Annotated in this window: 1 protein-coding gene and 2 pseudogenes; all 3 read left to right on the top strand. The window is 69.4% G+C overall.

The window, feature by feature from the left end; all coding sequences use genetic code 11:
• Nucleotides 1–302: pseudogene (locus ACWIE7_RS19235) on the top strand (carbon-nitrogen hydrolase family protein); the annotation flags it as partial.
• Nucleotides 302–1336, top strand: a complete 1035-nt coding sequence (gene glsA, locus ACWIE7_RS19230; RefSeq protein WP_230930494.1) for a glutaminase A — start codon at nucleotides 302–304, stop codon at nucleotides 1334–1336. The pseudogene ACWIE7_RS19235 and the gene glsA, both read left to right, overlap by 1 nt.
• Nucleotides 1333–1547: pseudogene (locus tag ACWIE7_RS19225) on the top strand (MFS transporter); the annotation flags it as partial. The gene glsA and the pseudogene ACWIE7_RS19225, both read left to right, overlap by 4 nt.

Here is a 1547-nt window from a genome sequence, read left to right as displayed (position 1 = left end):
TGCTGGCGCCGGGCTCGGATCTCTCGGTCCCGTACGAGACCGAGTTCGTGGGGGCCACGCAGATCGTCGACCCGGACGGCACCGTCCTGGCCTCCCGGCGGACCACGGAGGGGCCCGGCATCGTCTCTGCAGATGTCGAGCTCGGGGCCCGCGGTGGCGTCATGCCGGTGGGAGAGGATTTCTGGATTCCGGATCTGCCGCTGCTGGTGCGCGGATACTGGCACCAACAGAATCTGGCGGGTCGGAGTTACTACAGGCGGTCAGGGCGGACGGCAGGCCTGCGGGCCGCGACGGGAGATTGATGATCACATCGGAATCGGCGGGAGTCCCGCAACGCGTGTCGACCGGCCGGCTCCCCGGCTGGGACGAGGTCGAATCGCTCACCGTCACCGCCCACGAGCGCTACCGCGACCTGCACGACGGCACGGTCGCGGACTACATCCCCGTCCTCGCCGGGGCGGACCCCGGCCTGTTCGGTCTCGCCGTGAGCGAGGTCAGCGGCGCGGTCCACAGGGTCGGCGACAGCGCCCACACCTTCACCGTCCAGTCGGTGTCCAAGGCCTTCGTCTACGCCCTCGTCTGCCGCGAGTACGGGCACGAGGTGGTCAAGGACCGGGTGGGCGTCAACAACACCGGCCTGCCCTTCAACTCGGTGATGGCGATCGAACTGAACGACGGCCACCCCATGAACCCGATGGTCAACGCGGGCGCGATCGCCACCACCTCGTTGATGCCCGGCGCCACCCCGGCCGAGCAGTGGGAGCTGATCCGGACCGGCCTGTCCGCGTTCGCGGGCCGTCAGCTGACCATGGACGGCACGGTGTACGCCTCGGAGATGGCCACCAACCACCGGAACAACGCGATCGCGCGGCTCCTGGAGAGCTACGGTCGGCTCGACGCCGACCCGCTGGAGATCGTCGACGTCTACACCCGGCAGTGCGCCCTCCTGGTGACGGCCGAAGATCTGGCGGTCATGGGCGCGACACTCGCCGACGGCGGCGCGAACCCGGTGACCGGCGAGCAGGTGGTCTCCCCCGACGTCTGCCGGGACACGTTGGCCATGCTCGCCGCGAGCGGCATGTACGAGAGATCCGGGGAGTGGCTGTTCGAGATCGGCATCCCCGCCAAGTCCGGGGTGGCCGGTGGGATCGTCGCGATCGCCCCGGGCAAGGGCGCGATCGGCGCGTTCTCGCCACGCCTGAACTCGGCCGGGAACAGCGTGCGCGGCCAGCGAGCGATCGCCTACCTCTCGCGCGCCCTCGGGCTCAACCTCTTCGCCTCCGATGCGGACGCGCGGATCGGCGGGACCGTCGCTGCGGAAAGGACACGTTCATGACCACCACGACGTCCACGATGCCGGGGCTGGAGGAACGCCGGTCCTGGCTCCCGATGGTCGGGCTCTTCCTCGGCCAGATCGTCATGTCGTTCAACGTCTCCGCGCTACCGATCTCGATCGGCGGGATGGTCTCCGATTTCGGGGTCCCTCCCACGGTCGCCGGGTCGACGATCGTCATCTACGGCCTGGTCGTGGCGGCACTGGTGATGAC

The sequence above is a fragment of the Dietzia sp. NPDC055343 genome (assembly GCF_053645265.1).
Note: the sequence above shows the minus strand (reverse complement) of the source record. Positions and strands in the feature narration are given on the sequence as shown.

Coding starts and splice junctions, on each gene's coding strand:
- glsA (WP_230930494.1), top strand. CDS start 302: ATGATCACATCGGAATCGGCGGGAGTCCCGCAACGCGTGTCGACCGGC.